The sequence below is a fragment of the Edaphocola aurantiacus genome, assembly GCF_019797745.1.
Taxonomy (GTDB): Bacteria; Bacteroidota; Bacteroidia; order Chitinophagales; family Chitinophagaceae; genus Edaphocola; species Edaphocola aurantiacus.
Map to the genome: position 1 here is coordinate 324,703 of NZ_VOSI01000001.1, position 20,110 is coordinate 344,812.

24 protein-coding genes are annotated in these 20,110 nt (G+C 43.6%); 14 read left to right on the top strand and 10 right to left on the bottom strand.

All coding sequences use genetic code 11. The annotated features are described in order from the left end of the window. The first annotated feature begins 14 nt into the window (after positions 1 to 14). Positions 15 to 578: a hypothetical protein gene (locus tag FTD44_RS01330; protein ID WP_222164820.1), complete on the top strand. Its 564-nt coding sequence runs from the start codon at positions 15 to 17 to the stop codon at positions 576 to 578. Between the two features lie 67 nt (positions 579 to 645). Here FTD44_RS01330 and FTD44_RS01335 read toward each other — a convergent pair whose 3' ends face one another. The 6 genes from FTD44_RS01335 to FTD44_RS01360 form a co-directional block, all read right to left on the bottom strand. Continuing rightward, positions 646 to 1,836 carry a lytic transglycosylase domain-containing protein gene (locus FTD44_RS01335; protein WP_129021030.1) on the bottom strand — a complete coding sequence of 397 codons (1,191 nt, stop codon included), beginning with the start codon at positions 1,834 to 1,836 and terminating at the stop codon, positions 646 to 648. Positions 1,837 to 2,082: 246 nt separating this feature from the next. Further along, the gene (locus tag FTD44_RS01340; RefSeq protein WP_237559503.1) at positions 2,083 to 2,310 is read right to left on the bottom strand and encodes a Sec-independent protein translocase subunit TatA/TatB; all 228 of its coding nucleotides are present in this window, start codon (positions 2,308 to 2,310) and stop codon (positions 2,083 to 2,085) included. Positions 2,311 to 2,406: 96 nt separating this feature from the next. Beyond that, the gene (locus tag FTD44_RS01345; protein WP_222164821.1) at positions 2,407 to 3,630 is read right to left on the bottom strand and encodes an S-adenosylmethionine:tRNA ribosyltransferase-isomerase; all 1,224 of its coding nucleotides are present in this window, start codon (positions 3,628 to 3,630) and stop codon (positions 2,407 to 2,409) included. Positions 3,631 to 3,633: 3 nt separating this feature from the next. Then, a complete protein-coding gene (locus tag FTD44_RS01350; RefSeq protein ID WP_222164822.1) occupies positions 3,634 to 4,299 on the bottom strand; it encodes a LutC/YkgG family protein in 666 nt (221 codons plus the stop codon). A gap of 72 nt (positions 4,300 to 4,371) precedes the next feature. After that, positions 4,372 to 5,271, bottom strand: coding sequence for a site-specific tyrosine recombinase XerD (gene xerD, locus FTD44_RS01355; RefSeq protein ID WP_222164823.1), 900 nt, complete (start codon positions 5,269 to 5,271; stop codon positions 4,372 to 4,374). Beyond that, positions 5,271 to 5,723, bottom strand: coding sequence for a MarR family winged helix-turn-helix transcriptional regulator (locus FTD44_RS01360; protein WP_222164824.1), 453 nt, complete (start codon positions 5,721 to 5,723; stop codon positions 5,271 to 5,273). The genes xerD and FTD44_RS01360 overlap by 1 nt, the downstream gene beginning before the upstream one ends. 96 nt (positions 5,724 to 5,819) lie before the next feature. Between FTD44_RS01360 and FTD44_RS01365 the strand changes: the two genes are divergently transcribed. From FTD44_RS01365 to FTD44_RS01385, 5 genes are read left to right on the top strand one after another with little or no spacing between them, the layout of a single operon-like run. Further along, the gene (locus FTD44_RS01365; RefSeq protein ID WP_222164825.1) at positions 5,820 to 6,803 is read left to right on the top strand and encodes a YihY/virulence factor BrkB family protein; all 984 of its coding nucleotides are present in this window, start codon (positions 5,820 to 5,822) and stop codon (positions 6,801 to 6,803) included. After that, a complete protein-coding gene (locus FTD44_RS01370; protein ID WP_222164826.1) occupies positions 6,796 to 7,776 on the top strand; it encodes a chorismate synthase in 981 nt (326 codons plus the stop codon). The genes FTD44_RS01365 and FTD44_RS01370 overlap by 8 nt, the downstream gene beginning before the upstream one ends. 2 nt (positions 7,777 to 7,778) lie before the next feature. Then, entirely contained in the window at positions 7,779 to 8,732 is a 954-nt protein-coding gene (locus tag FTD44_RS01375; RefSeq protein ID WP_222164827.1) for a geranylgeranylglycerol-phosphate geranylgeranyltransferase, read from the top strand. Between the two features lie 13 nt (positions 8,733 to 8,745). Further along, a complete protein-coding gene (locus FTD44_RS01380; protein ID WP_222164828.1) occupies positions 8,746 to 9,327 on the top strand; it encodes a Maf family protein in 582 nt (193 codons plus the stop codon). Between the two features lie 52 nt (positions 9,328 to 9,379). Further along, the gene (locus tag FTD44_RS01385) at positions 9,380 to 10,576 is read left to right on the top strand and encodes a beta-ketoacyl-[acyl-carrier-protein] synthase family protein (protein ID WP_222164829.1); all 1,197 of its coding nucleotides are present in this window, start codon (positions 9,380 to 9,382) and stop codon (positions 10,574 to 10,576) included. Here the strand turns inward: FTD44_RS01385 and FTD44_RS01390 are convergent. Continuing rightward, positions 10,566 to 10,781 (bottom strand): hypothetical protein, encoded by a 216-nt coding sequence (locus FTD44_RS01390; protein WP_129021020.1) that lies wholly within the window; start codon positions 10,779 to 10,781, stop codon positions 10,566 to 10,568. The two genes, FTD44_RS01385 and FTD44_RS01390, sit on opposite strands and share 11 nt — an antisense overlap. A gap of 125 nt (positions 10,782 to 10,906) precedes the next feature. Then, positions 10,907 to 11,191: an FtsB family cell division protein gene (locus tag FTD44_RS01395; RefSeq protein WP_161971268.1), complete on the bottom strand. Its 285-nt coding sequence runs from the start codon at positions 11,189 to 11,191 to the stop codon at positions 10,907 to 10,909. Between the two features lie 173 nt (positions 11,192 to 11,364). Between FTD44_RS01395 and FTD44_RS01400 the strand changes: the two genes are divergently transcribed. The 5 genes from FTD44_RS01400 to FTD44_RS01420 all read left to right on the top strand — a co-directional run bounded on the left by FTD44_RS01400 (position 11,365) and on the right by FTD44_RS01420 (position 15,310). Next, on the top strand, positions 11,365 to 12,330 hold the full coding sequence (locus FTD44_RS01400) for a transketolase family protein (protein WP_129021018.1): 966 nt from the start codon (positions 11,365 to 11,367) through the stop codon (positions 12,328 to 12,330). Positions 12,331 to 12,415: 85 nt separating this feature from the next. After that, positions 12,416 to 13,303 (top strand): EamA family transporter, encoded by an 888-nt coding sequence (locus FTD44_RS01405; RefSeq protein WP_222164830.1) that lies wholly within the window; start codon positions 12,416 to 12,418, stop codon positions 13,301 to 13,303. Between the two features lie 84 nt (positions 13,304 to 13,387). After that, on the top strand, positions 13,388 to 13,948 hold the full coding sequence (locus FTD44_RS01410) for an RNA polymerase sigma factor (protein WP_237559502.1): 561 nt from the start codon (positions 13,388 to 13,390) through the stop codon (positions 13,946 to 13,948). A gap of 34 nt (positions 13,949 to 13,982) precedes the next feature. After that, positions 13,983 to 14,849, top strand: coding sequence for a hypothetical protein (locus tag FTD44_RS01415; protein WP_222164831.1), 867 nt, complete (start codon positions 13,983 to 13,985; stop codon positions 14,847 to 14,849). A 56-nt stretch (positions 14,850 to 14,905) separates the two neighbouring features. After that, positions 14,906 to 15,310, top strand: coding sequence for a hypothetical protein (locus FTD44_RS01420; RefSeq protein ID WP_129021015.1), 405 nt, complete (start codon positions 14,906 to 14,908; stop codon positions 15,308 to 15,310). 173 nt (positions 15,311 to 15,483) lie between these two features. On the opposite strand, the gene rpsO is transcribed toward FTD44_RS01420, so the two are convergent. Next, positions 15,484 to 15,762 carry a 30S ribosomal protein S15 gene (gene rpsO, locus FTD44_RS01425; protein WP_129021014.1) on the bottom strand — a complete coding sequence of 93 codons (279 nt, stop codon included), beginning with the start codon at positions 15,760 to 15,762 and terminating at the stop codon, positions 15,484 to 15,486. A gap of 95 nt (positions 15,763 to 15,857) precedes the next feature. After that, entirely contained in the window at positions 15,858 to 17,231 is a 1,374-nt protein-coding gene (locus FTD44_RS01430; RefSeq protein ID WP_222164832.1) for a pyridoxal-phosphate dependent enzyme, read from the bottom strand. Positions 17,232 to 17,362: 131 nt separating this feature from the next. Here FTD44_RS01430 and pdxA point away from each other — a divergent pair, with 131 nt between their 5' ends. Genes pdxA through FTD44_RS01445 form a run of 3 tightly spaced genes read left to right on the top strand, consistent with a single transcriptional unit; the run spans position 17,363 to position 20,086 of the window. Continuing rightward, entirely contained in the window at positions 17,363 to 18,412 is a 1,050-nt protein-coding gene (pdxA, locus tag FTD44_RS01435; RefSeq protein ID WP_129021012.1) for a 4-hydroxythreonine-4-phosphate dehydrogenase PdxA, read from the top strand. A 15-nt stretch (positions 18,413 to 18,427) separates the two neighbouring features. Next, positions 18,428 to 19,072, top strand: a complete 645-nt coding sequence (gene yihA / locus FTD44_RS01440; RefSeq protein WP_222164833.1) for a ribosome biogenesis GTP-binding protein YihA/YsxC — start codon at positions 18,428 to 18,430, stop codon at positions 19,070 to 19,072. 48 nt (positions 19,073 to 19,120) lie between these two features. After that, positions 19,121 to 20,086 carry an energy transducer TonB gene (locus FTD44_RS01445; RefSeq protein WP_222164834.1) on the top strand — a complete coding sequence of 322 codons (966 nt, stop codon included), beginning with the start codon at positions 19,121 to 19,123 and terminating at the stop codon, positions 20,084 to 20,086. Positions 20,087 to 20,110: the final 24 nt, after the last annotated feature.

A 20,110-nucleotide genomic window follows, 5' to 3' on the forward strand; every position in this document is an offset into this window, starting at 1 on the left:
AAACATTATTTTTTATGAAAAAAATTGCATTATCCATAACTGCACTGGCATTGGTATTAGGCACAAGCGTATCTACCTATGCACAAAAAAGAGGCTTTTACAGCCAGCCTTACAAAACAAGAAACAGTGGTTCTTTCAGTAAAAGCACCGGCTTGCTTTCTATCGGCATTGGTGTACCTGATGCTTATAGCTATTACAATGTAGGCTTACCTCCGTTGTACGTAAAATACGAACACGGTGTAGCCAATGAAATCGGTATCGGTTTCTTAGGTGGCGTGGGTACCGGTTCCTACAAGTATGGTGGCGACCGTTACGGCTACGTAGAGACTACACTGGCAGCAATGGGTTACTATCACTTCAACAAACTGATTCCGGTGTCTAAACTGGACGTATATGCAGGTGTTGGTGTTGGTGTAAATATTGTAAGCGACAATTATGTTGATGCTACCGATGTAACTCCGGTGATCATAGGTAAAGCAGGTGCACGATATTACTTCAACCCTAAATTCGCTGTTTATGCGGAAGTTGGTTATGACAACCTGAGCCCGGCTAATGCGGGTATCACGTTAAGATTCTAATCCTTAAATGATAAAAAGGAAAGCGCGGAACTGAATCAGTTCCGCGCTTTCCTTTTTATTTGTTGCGTTACAAATTGCTAAAATCGGTTTTTTGTCTTTCGATAAAGTCTTTTTTCTCCAGGTATGTATCCAGTTTATCTTTAGGAATACGTAAGTGGAATTTTACTTTTTCTCCGGCATTAAAATCATCTACAAAGCTGTAGAAGTCATAGTTCCATTTGCCCAGTAACCTGCGGTCTACCTGCAGTACATTGGCCAGCACATCCATATCGATCGGTTTTTTGATTTCCACGATCGCCATTGTTTTCAATTCCTCTTCTGAGAAACGTAACAGCAATGGGTTTTTAGGTTTTGCAGGCATTGAATCTGCGGCGGCACCAGGTTTGTCAAGGCCTACATTCAACCACTTCCAGTTAAAGTTGCCAGGTAGGCTGCTTCCTACATAATTTTCCATGCGCTCCATCACCGTAGCAGTTGCAATAAAAGCCATAACGTGGTTTTGCGTTTCGGCAGGCAGGTATTTCTTAATGGCAAAGAAATCTGCTTTACCGGTCTTCTTAATTGCATCCATTACGGGTCTAGGGCCACTGTTATATGCCGCAACCACCAGTAACCAGTCCTGGAACTGATCATACAGATAGTTTACATATTTCGCAGCTGCGTTGGTCGATTTACCCCAGTCTTTACGCTCATCTACTTTCTCATTCACTACCAGACCCATAAACTGGCCGGTAGCCGGCATAAACTGCCAGGGACCTACTGCTCCTACAGGAGAGGTGGCACTGCTGTTAAAAGCAGATTCGATCACACAGAGATATTTCATCTCCAGTGGCACTTCCCTTCTGTCGAAAGTACGGTCAATGATTTTAAAGTAGCGGTTGCTTCTTTGCTTAATGGTACTGAAATGTCTTATATTATTCTGATAATAGTTCTTGACATAATTCAGTACATAATCATTATTCTTTCCAAAATAGGCGATCTCACCGGCTATAGGCACGTATTGATCTCCTTTTTCTTTACGGCTGCGCTCTGTAAGCTTATGCGGCGCATCCGCAGTTGTCGGCGTGTTTGTTTTGGTTAATGATGCGGGTGTCAGGTTGGTTGGTTGTGCTGTTTTCTCCAGGGGTTTCGGAGCAGCAGCTTTCATGGGAGATACATTTTCTGCTAGGGGTTTATTGTCTTCTTTTACCTTCTTTTGTGCAAAAGTTACACTTGGCACGTACATCATCACCGCACAAAAAATCTTTTTCCAAGGCATTTTTACTATTTTAATCGGTTAAAAAACAATTCCAGCAAGCTTATTTTTGATATAATAAACAAACCCGAATCCATACACTTCATTAGAACGAAATACATCGGCATTGTTTAATACCGATGCATTAATTCTAATACAATAATAACAATTTTTTTGTAAAAAAAATAATAAAAAATTAAAACCGGGCAAGGCTTATATTGATATAAGTCTTACCCGGTTTTACCTAAAATGTACGTACGTTATACGTTATTATTTGTTCTGATTAGCGTTAGGTGTTTCATTGATGCCGCTTTCGATCTCTTTTTTCACACCTTCTTTAGCATCGTTGAACTCTCTAATACCTCTTCCTATGCCTTTTGCCAGCTCAGGAATCTTACGGCCGCCAAATAAAATAACTACTACCAAAACGATCCACAACCATTCGCCGCCGCTTGGCATAGAAATTAATAAGGCCGGATTTAATGAAGATATTGCCATCTCGCTCGAATTTTAAAAGTATTTATAAAATAATAAAGCAAAATTAAGTGATAAATTCTGCAAATACACAAACTTTAACAAAAAATCTAACCCATTTTAGGCCTTCTGCTTCCACAAAAGACTACTGTCGCCATAACTCAGAAAACGGAAATCGTGCTCCAGTGCATAAGTATACACCTTTTCCCAATCCGGCCCGATCAGGGCAGAAACCAGCAGTAACAAAGTACTCTCCGGCTGATGAAAATTGGTTACCAGACCATCAATCATCCGGAACCGGTACCCAGGTGCGATAATGATCTGCGTCTTGGTCACCAGGCGATTACTGTTGCGCTCCTGCAGATAGTTGATGATCTGTTGCAAAGCGGCTACGGCAGTAAGATCGGTTTCGGTACTGTAAGGAATCCACTGGCTTACCGCAACCTCATCCAATGTATGCCCCTGGTGCAGCAATACGCCGATCCAGTACAGGCTTTCCAGTGTACGGCAGGAAGTTGTGCCTACAGCAATAAGCGGTTTAGCCGATTGAAGTTGTTGTAAAAGCAGTTCTATACAGCCCAGGGTTACTTCTATCCACTCTGCATGCATTTCATGCCCCTCCATCGTCTCGCTTTTTACCGGTTTAAAGGTTCCGGCGCCGACATGCAGGGTTACAAAATTTTCAACGGTTCCCTTTTGTCCCAGCCCTTCACGAATACGATCCGTAAAATGCAGGGCTGCTGTGGGTGCGGCGACACTACCCTCTTCCTTGGCAAATATGGTCTGATAGGTTTGTTCATCTTCCGGCTCTGCCTCACGGTTCAGGTAAGGCGGCAAGGGCACTTTGCCGGCCAGATGCAAAATCTCTGCAAAACTCAGCTCCGGCTGACTCCAGTATAATTTCAAGGTATAAGTTCCGGGATTCTTCTGTACCATTTCGGCAAATACCATCAGTTCCTCAGAAACCTTCAGTTCCAGCACCTGACCTTCTTTCCACTTTCCGGCGCCGCCGAGAAAACAAGTCCAGTAGACTTGCTCCCGCTCTGACATTGCAGTCTGTATATCCGGGTATCGGGCATCCGGTTCCAGGCAGAACACTTCTATCTTGCCCCCGGTTGGTTTCTGAAACAACAGGCGGGCATGTACCACTTTGGTCTGGTTAAAGACCATCATACTATCTGAAGGAATAAACTCTGGTAATTGCCCGAAACCCGTTTCGGTAATATCTCCATCCCGGTACACCAGCAGCTTAGACTGGTCTCTCTGCGCTAAGGGATATTTGGCAATTTTCTCATCCGGCAGTCCGTAACGGTATGCCACGATGTTAATATCTTTAGGGTGCATTAATTATTGATTGATAAAAAAGCAATAGACCTCTTTAGGACCGTGTACACCGGTAACCAGTGTCTTTTCAATATCTGCAGTACGGCTTGGCCCCGTATTCAGGTTGATCATAGAAGGCATATTATGTACACCATACTTATTCTGCATCAGCTTCAGGGCAATATCTACATCATCGACAATATTATGCGGATATACCACTATAATATGTACGGGAAAATAGATAGGTGCTGTGCGGCCAAAAGGTTGTTTACTGCTAAAGAGTAAACTTCCCGTACGAGCTACTGCAGCCTCACACTCTGTGATACAGGCATCGGCCTGGGTATTCCAGAGATTAAGGTCACGGACAAAATTCAATTGCTTATGTACAAGAAAGGTAAAGATATTGGCCGGGGCACATACGATCTCCTTCCATTGTTTTGCCAGTGCAAGCTCTCTTAACTGTACGCTGAAATCGTCTTCATCACTACAGTACACGAAATTTCCGCCTGATTTACTGAATTCATACGCAAAGTTCTCTTCCGGGCTGGCCTGCTCCATATGGGCATACACATTGGCCGGCGGAATATTATCTAATTCCGGGAATGGTTTACGCACACTTTCATCCTGTAGTGCAGCACGCACCCGCTTCAGGATATTTTCTTTCGCTTTTGAGGTTTTGAATACAGCCATAATCGGTGTTGAAAAGGATTATCAGTGATCAGGACCTGCAAAATTAGGGGAAATGCTGCATAAGACAGTGCATTAAAAACGGGGATGGTATTTCTGTAATGTTTGCTGTAAGAAATTACGGTCCAGGTGGGTGTATATTTCTGTTGTGGTAATGCTCTCATGCCCTAGCATTTCCTGTACGGCACGCAGATCTGCTCCGTTCTCTACCAGGTGTGTAGCAAAACTATGGCGCAAAGTATGGGGGTAGATATTTTTCTGAATACCGGCTGTGGCAGCAGCTTTTTTGATGATCAGGAAAATCATGACACGACTTAAGCCCTTTCCATGTTTGTTCAGGAACAGTATATCCTCAAATCCATTGACAATTCTGCCCTGCTTACGGATATGTTCTTTATACAGGTTAATGTACTTTACCGCCTCATCACCGATTGGCACCAGACGCTCTTTATTTCCCTTGCCAATTACGCGGATAAAGCCTGCATCAATATACAGGTTCGATATCTTCAGACCGATCAGTTCAGACACGCGCAGTCCGCAACTATACATGGTTTCGAGGATAGCACGGTTGCGCTGCCCGTCGAAGGTACTGTGATCGATATGTTCAAATAAAAGATTGATTTCCTCCAGACTCAATACATCAGGAAGCTTTCGCTGAATCTTGGGTGTCTCCAGGAAAGTAGTAGGGTCGGTACTGATCACCTGTTCTACCAACAGGAAATAAAAAAAAGATTTCAGCCCGGATACAATACGGGCCTGAGATGTAGCGGCCATGGCCACTTCATTAATAGATTCCAGGAAAGATAAAAGATGATGTAATTCTATGGCCTCAAACCTTATGTCTGGATATTTCCGATCCAGGAACTGCAATAAAAGCTGTACATCGTGTACATAAGCCTGAACGGAGTTTTGTGACAAAGACTTCTCCAGTTGCAGATAGGCTTTAAATCCGATAATGTAGTCTGCCGCCAGCATTAGTCATGCATTTTATCCATAAGGTCGGAAAGCAGCATGGCCTCCTCTTCGCTAAGGTTTCTAGACATTATAGCATGTTCCTGGTCCAGTACTTTAGGAGTGAGCATATCCAGGAATTCTTTTCCCTTTGCAGATATGGTTACCAGCGCGACGCGCTTGTCGACCTTACTCATCTCTTTTTTAATGTGTCCCTTGTCCAGCAGTTTATCTATAATACGCGTTACATTAGAGGCCTTATACAGCATACGTTGCTGTATAGAGGCTACTGTAAGCGGGGTGTTGCTACCATTGAGTATGCGTAGCACATTATACTGTGCACTGGTAATACCATGTGATTTAAACATAGGAGACATCTTCTGGTCTATCCAGATACCAGAGAAAATAACATTCAGGCAAACTTTATGGAAACTGTCCCGGATAGTCTGGGTCATCAACACTTCTTCTAACTTCATAACACTAGGCTGGCAACAATATTTTAATAAACATTAAGATATATACTAATGGCAAATGTATCACATTTTAACTTTAATAGTATAATTTTACTGTTAATGAGAAGAAAAGCTATTCCTATACTGAAGAAATACTGGCGCATACTCATTAATGCCGGCAATGGCTTTGCCAATGACCGTGCGACTAAGCTCAGTGCGGCACTGGCTTACAATACTATTTTTTCTCTGCCACCCATGCTGCTGCTGATCATTATTATCGGGGGCACATTCTACGGACAAAAGGCACTGGAAGGGCGTTTATTCTCCGAATTACAACAATACATCGGACCCAATACGGCATTCCAGATACAGGAGGTAATGTCTAAGATTAACTTTCAGAAAAACAGCGGACTGGCCACTGCCATCAGTATTGTAGTGCTGACTATTGGTGCAACCGGGATCTTTGCAGAAATACAGGATTCCCTCAATATGATCTGGGGTGTACGGGCCAAAGCCAAGAAAGGTTTTATCAAACTACTGATTACCCGTGCACTTTCCTTTACCATGATCATCGGGCTGGGATTCTTACTGCTCGTCTCTCTTGTGCTGAATGCACTACTGCTGGGTTTTGGTAAATTTATGATGAGCAAGCTTCCTTTTATACCGGTTGCCTTGCTGGACAGTGTCAATACCGGTTTTGTGTTTGTGATACTGACCTTCCTGTTTATGGTGATCTTTAAGATGCTGCCCGATGTAAAAATTCGCTGGACACAGGTGCTGCCTGGGGCCATCATTACTACCCTGCTTTTCTTCCTGGGTAAATACCTGATTGGTCTATATATCAGCAGCAGTACCATAGCGAGTTTGTACGGAGCAGCAGGTTCTGTAATTATCTTATTGCTCTGGATCTACTATTCCGCTTTAATTCTTTACTTTGGGGCCGAATTTACCCGGGCATATATGGAGGAACAGGGACTGAGGATACAGCCAACCACATATGCAGAATATAGTGACCGCCTGCTCCTCAAAGAGCACCTGGAACAACATTATAAAGATTCTTCGGGAACCAAATCATTAATCGATCAGCACAGCAGACATGAATAGTTTCAATACTATTTTCAATATACAGGTATTCGGCGCCTCGCACGGACCCTTGGTGGGGGTTACCCTTGATCATGTACCTGCAGGTATAGCCATACAGACTTCCGACTTCCTTCCTGATCTGGAGCGCAGAAAGGGAGGACAAAAAGGCGGTACACCAAGGGTTGAGGAAGATATTCCACAGATCGTGTCCGGTTATTTTAACGGGTATACGACCGGTGCCCCACTCACTATTTTATTTGAAAATAATAATACCCGATCTGAGGCGTACACCAAGCAGAGAGACGTTTACCGTCCGGGACATGCTGACTTTGTAGCACATGAGAAATTCGGCGGATTTGAAGATTACAGAGGGGGCGGCCATTTCAGTGCGCGGCTTACGACTGGTATTGTAGCCGCTGGTGTAATTGCAAAAAAAATCCTGGGCAATATTACTTTTGAAGCACTTGTTACCGAAGCTGGTGGCCTGCAGGATATTGATGCAGCACTGGAGAAAGCTATTGCGGCTAAAGACAGTATAGGCGGTATCGTATCCTGTACGATTAAGCATGTACCTGTTGGCTGGGGCGAACCCTTCTGGGATAGCATAGAGAGCCGTATGGCCCAGGCAATGTTCTCTATACCTGCTGTAAAGGGTATTGAGTTCGGTGCAGGCTTTGCTGCTGCCCGGATGATGGGCTCGGAGCATAATGATGCCTACCTGGACACAAACGGGCATACCCGCACCAATCATGCAGGGGGTATTATCGGAGGCATCTCTAATGGCAATGACCTTAGCTTCAGACTGGCTTTCAAACCGACAGCCTCTACACCAAAAGAACAACAGACTTTTAATCATGCGACTCAGCAAGTTGAACCCTTTTCTGTAAAAGGACGACATGATCTTTGTGTTGCCCTTCGTGCACCAGTGATCGTAGAAGCAATGGCAGCCCTGGTGCTGGTTGACCTGATGATGTTACATAAAGCAAGAATTTAAAAATGACTTTTCCTGAAATTGCCAAACTGGTGCGCCTGCCTAACCTGCTTATTGTATGGGGCACGCAGATGCTGACCTGGTTCTGCCTGCTGCTGCCACTATCGAGGATCACTGGCCAGCCCTTATTCCTCGATGCTGCAAATGCACTGCTGCTCAGCCTTTCCACAGTACTGATCGCTGCGGGAGGATATGTTATCAATGATTATTTCGATGTGAAGATCGATGCTATTAACCGTCCGGAGAAATCTCTGATCGGTAAGGATATAAATCCTAAAGTAGCTATACTGCTGCATAACTTTTGTAATGTAGCAGGGCTGATCATAGCTGCACTACTGGCCTACCAGTTAAAAAGTCCTGCTGCATTCGCCATTCCTTTTATCTCTACGATATTGCTCTGGTTTTACTCCACTCACTTTAAGCGGCAATATGTGATCGGTAATGTAGTCGTAGCCATACTCACTGCCATGTCTATCGCGATTTTCATTGCATATGAGCCTTTAGCACAGCGCTACTTTTCTGCTGTACTGCTAGAGACCTCCGAAGGTATTATGAAACTAAACCCGGTATGGATTTTACTGGTTTATAGTTTTTTTGCCTTTATGCTTACCTGGATCAGGGAGATCATTAAAGATATGGAGGATTTTAAGGGCGATGCGGAAGATGGTTGTGTAACCATGCCGATCAGGATAGGCTTGCAAAAAACAATCCTCTTCATCAGGATACTGACCACACTGACCCTTATCCCGGTGCTGATGGCTACTGCATACCTGTTTATGCATTCCTGGTGGATACTCGGAGCTTATGCCCTGCTGGCACTAACCTTCCCTATGATCTACCTGGGCATTAATATTGGCAAATCTCTGACTCAGAAACACTTTGCCTATTACAGTAAATACTTAAAGATTCTGATGCTTTTAGGTATCTTTACCCTCATTTTATATTACATTATTCAATAACAATTCTGCGTACATGAACCTGATTCTTGCCTCTGCCTCTCCCCGAAGAAAACAACTACTCAGCGATGCCGGTTATACTTTTGATATTGTCGTGGCACATACAGACGAGTCCTTTCCAGAAAGCTTACCTATAGATCAGGTTCCGGAATATATAGCCCGTGAAAAAGCCCTGGCCGTACAAGGTTTGTTATCAGAAAAAGCTACTGATGCCATTATTATCGCAGCAGATACAGTGGTTGTGCTGGAAGATGAAATCATAGGCAAACCTGATGATGCAGCACATGCAAAAAAGATATTGCAAAAACTGTCCGGCAAAACACACCGTGTTATTACCGGAGTATACCTGTTAAAAGGCGACGCAGCGCAGAGTTTTCATAGTATCACATCTGTAACCTTTAACCCGATTACGGATACACAGATCGATTATTATATTGAAAAGTTCAGACCATTTGACAAAGCCGGGGCCTATGCCATCCAGGAATGGATCGGTCTTATTGGGGTGTCTCATATAAACGGAGACATCTATAATGTCATCGGGCTGCCGGTCAACAAACTGGCGAGTGTGCTGAGCTCCTGGAATATTTTCGCCGTATAAATATTTGAATTGTTATTTTTGTGGCCATTGCAATTTATCATACCTGAATATCATGAATAAAAGTACCCCAGCATATATAACCGGGATAGGCATTATCAGCGCTATCGGAGACAATGTAGCCGAAAACTGTACCGCATTGACTGAAGAGCGGGCCGGCATTGCTCCGGCTACGTACCTGCAGACAATACATCCCTTTCCGGTGGGTGAAATCAGGTATTCAAATGAAGAGCTGGCGAAAATAGCGGGCGTACTCCCTACTTTTCCGCGTACAGCTTTACTGAGTATTATTGCGGCGAAAGAGGCTTTTGCACCATTCATCGGTAAAACGGAAGGCCTGAAGGCTGGAGTGATATCGGCCAATACTGTTGGCGGAATGGATCTTTCTGAAACCATGTTTGAATCGGTTGCAGAAAGAAAAGCAATGGATAAACGCAAGCTCTGGTATCATGAATGCGGCTCTATTACGGAGCTTACCGCATATGCGATCGGGTTGGAAGATGCCTGGTCTACTTCTATAAGCACCGCCTGTTCTTCTTCTGCCAATACAATTATGCTGGGAGCACAACTGATTGAGCAAGGCAAACTGGATATTGTCATTGCCGGTGGTGCCGACAGTCTTTCTAAATTTACCCTTAACGGCTTCAATTCACTGATGATACTGGACAAGGAACTGTGCCGTCCGTTTGACGAAAACCGCCAGGGACTTAATTTAGGAGAAGCTGCCGCTTATGTGGTATTGATGAGTGAACGTGCGGTGGCACAGACCGGCGCTGCAAAGAGAGCTATTCTTTCCGGTTATGCCAATGCTAATGATGCACACCATCAGACAGCATCATCCCCGGACGGTACCGGAAACCAGCTGGCTATGGCGGGTGCACTGGCACAGGCAGGATTGCAACCCGGTGATATTGATTATATCAACCTGCATGGTACAGGTACGGCAAATAATGATTCTTCAGAAGGCATTGCCATTGAAAAAGTATTTGAAGGCTATACCATTCCTGAAGCCAGCTCTACAAAGGCCTATACCGGACATACATTAGGTGCAGCCGGATCGGTTGAGGCCGTCTTTTCTGTATTAGCGATAGAAAAACAGGTAACCTGGCCGCATTTGCGCATGCAAACCCCTATCAGTAGCCTGAACTGGCAGCCCAGCACACATTGCGTAGCAAAGCCTATCCGTAATGTATTATCCAATTCATTCGGATTCGGAGGCAATTGCTCAGCCCTGGTTATTTCTAAAGCTTAGGACTTCCCTGCTGCTCTTCGGCTACGGCCTTTATTCTTTTTAATAGTTCGGTCAGACAAGCCGCGCTCGGCTCTATATTGACCTGGTGCAGGATATTCAGTTCCCTGGAATATTGGTTATATAAATCCAGATCTGCAATCATTTCGATTGCGGCACCATTGGCATCGGTATGATGTGATGAAGTATGATGTAAAAGTAGTCCCATTCGATATTATTTAGTGTGCTTTCCAATTATAACGGCAGCTCACATTATTATCGTATGAAAATGAGATTCTAAAGAAATTTTTAACAAATATGCTCTAAGCTTTTTGTGAAATGGCCGACTGGCGGCTATTTGACGATGACATAAACGTCTTCCCCGTCCTTTTTGTGGTGGTAGCTCTCACGGGCGTATTGCTCCAGGACTTCAGGATTGGTCTTCAGTTGCTGTAACTCCGTATCCATGCTGTCAGACTCCAGCGTCATGTACTCGATCTTGTTATTCAGTTCATCGAGCTCTTTCTGGCTTTCGCGGATGGTAAACAGATCATAAGGGCTAAAAAACAGCATCAACAAGGCAAACACAACGATGGCCAGCATATACTTGTTGGTAATGATTCTTAAAACCGTTTTCATCTGATATAAAATATTCGAAAAGCAAATTTCAGTAAAAAAACAATATAGCGCTACCTGTAGTTCTTTTTTGTGGATAATTAATTCCGGAAAATTGGTTTTTGAAAGATTGTCAAATAATAATACTTTTGCAAGCATATTATAACAATCTCAAAGTACTTCAATAAACATCCATTATGTTGCAGGATTATACCGCATCAAGCGAAAAAGAAACCCGCGCCGGTTTTGGCGACGGCATTTATGAGCTGGCAAAGCAAAACCCTGATGTGGTGGCGCTTACGGCTGACCTTGCCGGATCTTTAAAGCTCAACAACTTCATCAAAGACTTCCCGGAAAGATTTGTACAGTGCGGTATTGCAGAAGCGAATATGATTGGTGTTGCTGCTGGTCTGGCTACTGCAGGTAAGATTCCTTACACGACTACCTTTGCAAACTTTTCGACATCACGTGTGTACGATCAGATTCGCCAGTCTGTTGCGTACAGCCATAAAAATGTAAAAATTTGTGCTTCTCATGCCGGACTGACTTTAGGTGAAGACGGTGCTACACACCAGATCCTGGAAGATATCGGTATGATGAGAATGCTGCCAGGTATGACGGTAATCGTGCCTTGTGACTACAACCAGACTAAAGCGGCAACTATTGCCATCAGCAAAATAGAATCTCCGGTATACCTGAGATTCGGAAGAGTAAAATGGGCTAACTTCACTAAAGAAGACGGTTCTGACTTCGTAATCGGTAAAGCACAGGTACTGAATGAAGGTACTGATGTAACCATCATTGCTTGCGGACACCTGGTATGGACTGCCCTGGAAGCGGCAAGAACACTGGAAGCGAAAGGCCTGAGTGTAGAAGTAATCAATATGCACACGATCAAACCTCTGGATGAGGAAGCAGTAATCAAATCACTGACCAAAACCGGTTGTGTAGTTACTGCAGAAGAACACCAGATTAATGGTGGTCTGGGTGATGCTATTGCAAATGTAGCTTCCCGTAACTGTCCTGTACCGCACGAATATGTAGCTGTAAATGATACTTTCGGCGAAAGCGGTAAGCCAGTACAATTATTGGAAAAATATGGTTTAGGCCAAACCAATATTATTGCTGCAGTAGAAAAAGTAATCGCGCGTAAACAGAAATAATCTGTAACAGAAATATTATTTCGAAAACGCGCCTTCCGGCGCGTTTTCGCGTTATATACCTATAATAACTGTAACCTTTAAACTTATGCAACAAAACACTAAGGCCTGGATTGCACTCGTCTTCATCTGTATTGCCTGGGGCACTACCTATCTGGGTATAAAATACGGACTGGAGGCCCTCCCTCCCTTTCTGATGGCTGGTGTAAGGCAAACTATTGCCGGTCTGATCATAGGTCTGATGGCCTTAAGCAACCGCAAAGCCAATGACTGGTCTATGGCCAACATCGGCAGACAAGCGCTGATCGGTTTCCTGCTGATTACCCTTGGTAATGGCCTGGTGAGCTGGGCAGAAGCATATATACCCAGTGGTGTAGCCGCCCTGGTATGTGCCACCATGCCGGTAATGTCTGTACTCATCACCCTGATCAGGCACAAACAGGAGCGCGTTAATGCATTCATTATTATAGGTATGCTCCTTGGATTTGCCGGTGTAGCCATCAACTTCAAGGATAGTGTAAGCGATTTGTCTAATACCAAATACCTGATGGGTATTATTGCTACATTAGTAGCTACCACCAGCTGGGCATATGGTAGTATTATGGGCAAACGCAACAAGTCAGACGCTAATCCTGTCTTTAACAGTGCGATACAGGTATTCAGCGGGGGTATCTTCTTATTAATATTCAGTCCGCTGGTTGATGACTATAATAAAATCAATCTGCAGAATACCCATGCCTTGATGGCGATCGTATACCTGATCACTATTGGCTCGGTACTTGCATATACCGCATATATGTACGCCTTAAAACACCTGCCAGTAGGTGTCGTTATGATTTATGCCTACATCAATCCGCTGGTAGCTGTACTGCTGGGCTGGCAACTGGCTGGCGAGCCGCTGACTATGTATACGCTTTTGTCTTTCCTGTGTATTGCATTGGGTGTTTACCTGGTTAATTTAGGATATAAAAGATAGCACTCAGGAGCAGGAACAAAATTTGGCGTTTGCCTATAAATAGCTATTTTTGTTACATTTCATTCTTATACTTTAACGAGACGTATGGCACAGGATATTCCGATGGAAGATGACAAAGACTTACTGGCAGCTTTCAAGGTTGAAGCGACCAGAGAACGTGCCTATACCCGCATCGTCAAAAAATACCAGGAGCGCCTGTACTGGCACATCCGCCGCATGGTGATCAATCATGAGGATGCCAATGATGTGCTGCAGAATGTATTTATTAAAATATGGACCTACCTGGAGAACTTCCGTGAGGAATCCAATCTATATACCTGGATGTACCGGATCGCTACCAATGAAACACTGACTTTTCTTGAAAAAGAGAAAAAGCGCAGCTCCCTTTCTTTCAGCGATCACGAAAGCGGCTTGTCCAATAAACTACAGGCAGAAAAAGGTTTCGATGCAAATAAGCTGGAATGGCGTTTGCAACAGGCCATCCAATCCCTTCCCGATAAGCAAAAGCAGGTTTTCCTGCTCCGTTATTACGATGAAATGCCTTACGAAGAAATGTCAAAAGTCCTGGAGACTTCTACAGGTGCTTTAAAAGCATCTTATCATCATGCGGTGAAAAAAGTAGAAGAATTTTTAAAGAAGGATTAAACTTTTAACACGGGCCAATGTCTATAAAAGTGTTATGAAAAGGAATATTGACATACAAAAAGAGTGGGAAGCTATCGGAGCGAAATTCGACAGCCAAATTGCCTTGCCATCTTTCAAGATTCCAGACAATTATTTCGATACCTTCCCGGAAACCATGCTAAGCCTGGTTTCTGCCCCGGATACTAAAGCCGGATTTTCCGTTACAGAAGAAGCTTACTCGGTACCACCCGGGTATTTTGAAGCATTGCCGCTGCAATTACTGCAACAGGCACAGGCATTCGAATCAGTGACCCGTAATACTTCTATGGAAGGTCTGAGTAAACAGAATCCTTTCGAAGCCCCTGCCCCACAGTATTTTGACCAGCTGGCCGACCAGCTGATGCACAAGATTCATGCAGAAGTAGCACCGGAAGAAGAACTGAGTATCTCTCCCCTGCTGGCTTCACTGAAGCAATCAAATCCATTCAGCACACCGGAGATCAGTGTTAACCTGGAGCAGATTTTCAGCACCGCAAAACCGGAGCCTGAAGTCAAAACCAAAAAGGAGAGTCCGATGTTTGCAATAAGAAGACGTCTTTCTTTTGCTCAGTGGTCTGCGGCTGCTTCTATAGCCATCTTCTTTGTATTGGGTGCCCTGTGGTTACAAACCAATAAAATGAACAGCGTGCCTGGTCAATCTCTGGCTAATGAAAATGTGAATGTGAAGGCGAGTAAATTGCTGGCGAACATACCTGACCAGGCATTGGCAGAATATGTAGAGCAACATTCAGAGGAATTTGACGAGTTTATTTTAGAAGCAAACCTGGCCAGCGTACCGGCTACGGAACAGACAAAAAACCTGGAAGCTGCCATCGGAGATATTTCTGACGAAGACATACAGGCATACCTGAATACATACTAAGAAACTATTTTGGTGTACTATGATTAATCAGTATTATACCTTAAATTTGACCCATTATGAAACGTTACTTGATTCTTTTACTGCTCTCACTGAGTTTTAGTGTGGCCCCTATCTATGCTCAGAGTACGAGCGATGCCAAAATAAGGGCGATTAAAATCTCATTGCTGACAGACAAAATGAGATTGAGTTCAGAGCAGGCTACAAAGTTCTGGCCTGTATACAACCAGTACGAAAATGAAATGCGTGTAATCTGGAAAGCTTCCGGTGCGTTGAGAACCCAAAGGGGTATGACTGCCGAGGAAATTATAGATGAAAGACAAAAACTGGATGAAAGGAAATTAGCGATCAAAGCGAAATACAAAAATGAATTTCTGAATATTGTATCTGCAACACAGTTGAACAATATGTACCTGGCAGAGGCAGAATTCAAAGATCTCCTGCTCAAACAACTCAAGAAATAATTATTACAAATAAAATCGTAAAAAGGTCTGGCGGATATCCGCCAGACCTTTTTATATTAGTCTCAATTCCTATCGGTGCAGATTGCCTGTATCTAGACAGCATAATGCAGATACACAAAAAGCTACCTTCCGTCGGAAGGTAGCTTCAATATTGTAGGCAAAGATTGCTAAGATTATTTACGTAAACCTAATTTCGCGATTAATTCACGATAACCGTTCAGATTAGTACGGCTCATGTATTGTAATAAACGTTTACGTTGACCTACCATCTTGATCAGGCTCAGGTTGCTAGAGTGGTCTTTCTTGTTACCACCTTTGATATGAGCTGAAATGTGGTTGATACGCTCTGTCAACAAAGCAACTTGTGCTTCTACAGAACCAGTGTTTTTTTCAGAACCACCGTATGTTTTAAAAATGTTTGCTTTTTTAGCGTCGATTGTTGCGTTAGCCATTTTATTGTAATTATTTATACTTTGTCACAAAATTGGTTGGCAAAGGTAGGATATTTATTTTAAATAACCATAATATTTATTTTCTTTCGCTTTTTTTAGCCTTTAGACAGGGCATTCAGTACATCATATTGGGTAAGGATATGTACGTTTCCGCTTTCATCCTTAGCCAGTACTGCATTGTTATCTTTATTGATATAGCTGGTCAGGCGCTCCAGAGGTGTGTTCATGGCTACAAGCGGGATAGCTGCTTCCATAACGGTTTCTATTTCCTGTTCTTTTACCTGTACATCAGCCATTAATTTCTTGAACAGTCCGTTCTGCGACAAGGCTCCTACGATTTCGCCTGCCTTCATTACCGGTATCTGCTCAATATCATATTTCTGCATCAGTTCCATTGCCTGCGAAACTTTATCGCCTGCCTCTACGGTAACCAGTCTTCTTCTGCCCAGACCACCGATCAGATCCTGTACGGTATTTACATCCAGGAAACCACGATCCAGCATCCACTCATCATTATAGATCTTAGCTACATAACGGCTGCCGTGGTCATGGAAGATCACTACAACTACATCATCTTTAGTCAGCTGGTCTTTTAACTGTCTCAGACCCGCAACCGCAGAACCTGCAGAGTAACCTACAAAAATGCCCTCTTCTTTAGTAATACGACGAGCCATAACCGCACCGTCTTTATCAGTTACCTGCTCAAAGTGATCAATAGCATCTTTGGCATAGTTTTCAGGCAGAAAATCTTCCCCGATACCTTCTGTAATATAAGGGTGCACCTCATTCATATCCAGCTCACCGGTTTTAAACCATTTGGTCAGCAGAGAGCCATAGCTATCAATAGCCCAGACTTTAATGTTAGGATTCTTTTCTTTCAGGTATTTACCTGTACCGGTAATGGTACCACCTGTACCGGTAGCGACTACCAGGTGCGTAACTTTACCTTCGGTCTGTTCCCAGATTTCCGGACCAGTCTGCTCATAGTGCGCCAGTCGGTTGGCCAGGTTATCATATTGGTTTACATACCAGCTGTTCGGTACTTCTGTTGCCAGACGCTTAGATACAGAATAGTATGATTGCGGATCTTCCGGCTCTACATTGGTCGGGCAGATGATTACTTCTGCACCCAGAGCCTTCAGGATATCTGCTTTTTCTTTAGATTGTTTATCTGTAGTAGTAAAGATACAACGGTAGCCTTTTTGGATGGCTGCTAATGCCAGACCCATACCGGTATTTCCGCTGGTACCTTCGATAATAGTGCCACCTGGTTTAATTTTGCCTTCCTGTTCAGCCACTTCCAGCATTTTCAGGGCCATACGGTCCTTAATACTGTTTCCCGGATTAAAAAACTCCACTTTAGCATAAACAGGGCATGGTAAATCGGCCACTGTTTTATTTAATTTCACTAAAGGCGTGTCTCCTATAGTTTGTAAAATATTATCATATACTTTTTTGGATGCATCCATTATCAGTCTGATTTTTATAATGTTTAATGATGTTGTCAGAATCTGCAAAGGTAATGTTTAATTGCTTATCAGCATTAATACCAAATCATTTCTTAACTTGCAACATTATTGTCAATACAAGCATAATCAAAATGGAAAAACCCATTATCGGTATTACTACAGGTGATTTGAATGGTGTAGGTGTGGAAACGATTATTAAAACATTATCGGACAACCGGATGATAGAGTTCTGTACTCCGGTCATATTCGGTTCTAATAAAGTGATTAACTTTTACCGTAAACTGCTTCCTGAATTTGAACTTAAGTTTGCCAGCATCAAGAGTTTTGATGCGATCAATCCTAAGCAGGTCAATATATTCAATTGCTGGGAAGAAGAAGTAATGATACAACCGGGAGAACTGACGGAGATCGCCGGCAAATATGCCGTACGCTCTCTGCAGGTGGCAACACAAAGCCTGAAAGAGGGGCTTATTGATGCCATTGTAACTGCTCCTATACATAAAAAGAATACCCAGTCTGCCGAGTTCAACTTTACCGGTCATACTCCTTTTTTCAAAGCAGAGTTTGGCGCTAAAGATGTAGTGATGATGCTGTATGCCGATAATTTCCGTGTAGCATTGATCACAGAACACCTGCCGGTTGCTGAAGTGAGTAAACACATCACTAAGGAACTGATCATGAGCAGGATTGGTATCATAAAAGACTCTTTACAAAAAGATTTCGGCATCAATATACCTAAAATTGCGGTGCTGGGTCTGAACCCGCACGCAGGTGATAATGGCCTGATCGGGAAAGAAGAAGAACTGGTGATCAAACCGGCAATTGATGCACTGCAGCAAAAAGGCATGCAGGTATTCGGACCATACAGTGCCGACGGCTTCTTTGCCCATGCACAACACCATAAGTTTGATGTAGTAGTGGCCATGTATCATGACCAGGGCCTGATCCCGTTCAAATCGCTGGCAGCCAGTGAAGGCGTGAATTATACCTGCGGCTTACCTGCCGTGCGTACCTCTCCCGATCATGGCACGGCATTTGACATAGCCGGACAAGGTATTGCCAGCCCGGACAGCTTGCGTGAGGCCGTATTCCAGGCGGTGCAGATCCTGCAACAAAGAGCAGAGTATGCAGCCAATACGACCAACCCTTTAAAGAGAAACCATATTGCCAAAGAACGATAAATTAATATAACAGTTTTGGAAGTAAATAAAGCAAAATATCTCATCAGCAGCCCGAGCGTATCTAAGTGTCCGACACCAGATCGCCCGGAGTATGCATTTATCGGCCGTTCCAATGTAGGCAAATCATCATTGATCAACCTGCTGACTAACCAGAATGCGCTGGCCAAAGTATCGGCCAGTCCTGGTAAAACGGTAATGATCAATCACTTCCTGATCAATGCTAATGCAAAAGATGAAGGGGGCTGGTACCTGGTCGATCTTCCGGGATACGGCTATGCCAAGCGTTCTAAAACGCAGAGAGAGCAATGGAAAAAGACAATGACTGATTATTTCTCCAAAAGAGAAAACCTGGTTACGGTATTTGTACTGGTAGATAGTCGTTTATCTCCTCAGGCCATTGACCTGGAATTCCTGGGACACTTAGGTGAAATCGGAGTACCGTTCAACATTGTATTTACCAAGTCCGACAAAAACTCTCAGGCCGACACTTCAAAAAATACCAAAACATTCATCAATAAGATGAAAGAAGAGTGGGAATACATTCCCCGTACATTCATCACCTCTACCGTCAAGAAAAACGGGCGAAGGGAAATACTGGCCTACGTACAGGAATTGAATGATCAGTATAAAGAACAAGGCAACCAACTGCTGGAACAATAAATTTATTTTACCGGACCCGTTTCTCTTGTGTTGAATCATTCCTGAATTATGTTACGCGCACTCTATTTTTCTATTCTTGCGACTTGCCTGCCCTCTTTCGCTGTTCAAGCGCAAAGTGCTGCCGGCAGGATATATTATGACAAAAACTGGAACATCATTTCCGGGAGGGACTCCGCTGCCTTTTACCGTGAGTACACTCCGGGCAATGATAAGATACTGGTTAAGGATTATTATATCAGTGGCAAACTGCAGATGTCGGGTGCCATTGTGGGAAAGGATAGTCTAAAAACAGGTGTATACAATTATTACAATGAGAAGGGCTATCGGGAGGATGAGAACCATTACCTGAATGGCAGGAGAGAAGGTACTTCCAAATCCTTTTATCCCGACGGGCGACTGGCTTACGAAGCATTATACAAAGACAACTTCCGTAGCGGTTACTGCAAATCATATGACAGCACGGGCAAAGTGATCGCCAAAGAGTATTATATAGAAGATCCGGTACGGGTGCGGCATTTGCTCACAACAGATACAACCTGGACCAATGAAAAGCGAACAGCGGATGATTATCCGGGATTACAGGAAGGGAAAAGTTTTTATTATCACCCTAACGGGCAATTGGCTGCCGAGGAACTCTTCGAAAACGGAAAGCTTGTTTCGGCTAACTTTTTCGATCCCGCAGGAAGAATAGTGTACTATCCACATCTGCCCTATTCTACCCAGTCTGCTCCGAGATTTAAGTCGGGAGATTACAATGTATATCTTATACAACATGTGCAATACCCGAAAGAAGCCCGAAAAAGGGAGATCGAAGGAAAGGTTTATATTGACTTTATTATAGAAACAGATGGCTCCATCAAATATGTAAAAGTCACTCAATCTGTTCATCCGCTGCTGGATCAGGCTGCTGCCAATGCTGTCAAATCCTCCAGCGGAATGTGGGAACCCGGAAAAATGCATAATCTTCCTTTAAGGGCGCGTTATGTGGTACCGGTCAACTTTATGCTAGAATAATACATTAAACTATATATACATATT